At 56.9% G+C, this 750-nt stretch carries 1 protein-coding gene; it reads left to right on the plus strand.

What is annotated here, in order from left to right; translation table 11 throughout:
- Positions 1–9: 9 nt before the first annotated feature.
- Positions 10–750: DDE-type integrase/transposase/recombinase (locus PuT2_RS15635; protein WP_158214068.1), on the plus strand; the 741-nt coding region annotated here is incomplete at its 3' end.

Genomic DNA, 750 nt, shown 5'->3' on the forward strand with positions numbered 1-750 from the left:
ATGAAACAGATGGCCATCACCTTGATCGATGAAGCGATATCGGTTGGCGCGCGTTGCCATAAGGCCTGTGAGGTTATCGGGATTACCTGCCGAACCCTGCGCCGTTGGCGCAGTGTTGACACGTTGCTTGACCGACGCCAGCAGCCCACTGCCCGGCACCACACGCATGCGCTGAGTGGTGCAGAAAAAGCCCGGATTCTGGCTCTGTGCAATAGCCCCGAACACCAAAGCCTGCCACCCTCGCAGATCGTTCCGCGTTTGGCTGATCTGGGCGTTTATATTGCATCTGAGTCCAGTTTTTACCGGGTGCTGAAAGCACACGGTCAATTGAACCGGCGCGGCCGTGCGCAACCACCCCGCCAGGTGCCTGCGCCTAAAGCGTGGGTGGCCACCGGGCCTAACCAGGTCTGGACGTGGGACATCACCTACTTGCCCGGCGCAATACGTGGGCAGTTTTACCGTCTTTACATGATTATTGATGTCTATAGCCGCATGATCATGGGGTGGGAAATTCACACTGAAGAACTGGCATTGCATGCCGCGAACTTGATCGACAAGGCGTGTTTGCGCCATGGGGTGCGTCGTGATCAGTTGGTGCTGCATTCGGATAATGGCAGCCCTATGAAAGGGGCCACGATGTTGGCGACCCTGCAAAAACTGGGGGTCGTACCATCGTTTAGTCGTCCGTCGGTCAGCAACGACAACCCGTATTCCGAGGCCTTGTTCAAGACCTTGAAATACACCCCGGCG

It is taken from the genome of Pusillimonas sp. T2 (assembly GCF_002236805.1).
GTDB lineage: Bacteria > Pseudomonadota > Gammaproteobacteria > Burkholderiales > Burkholderiaceae_B > Neopusillimonas.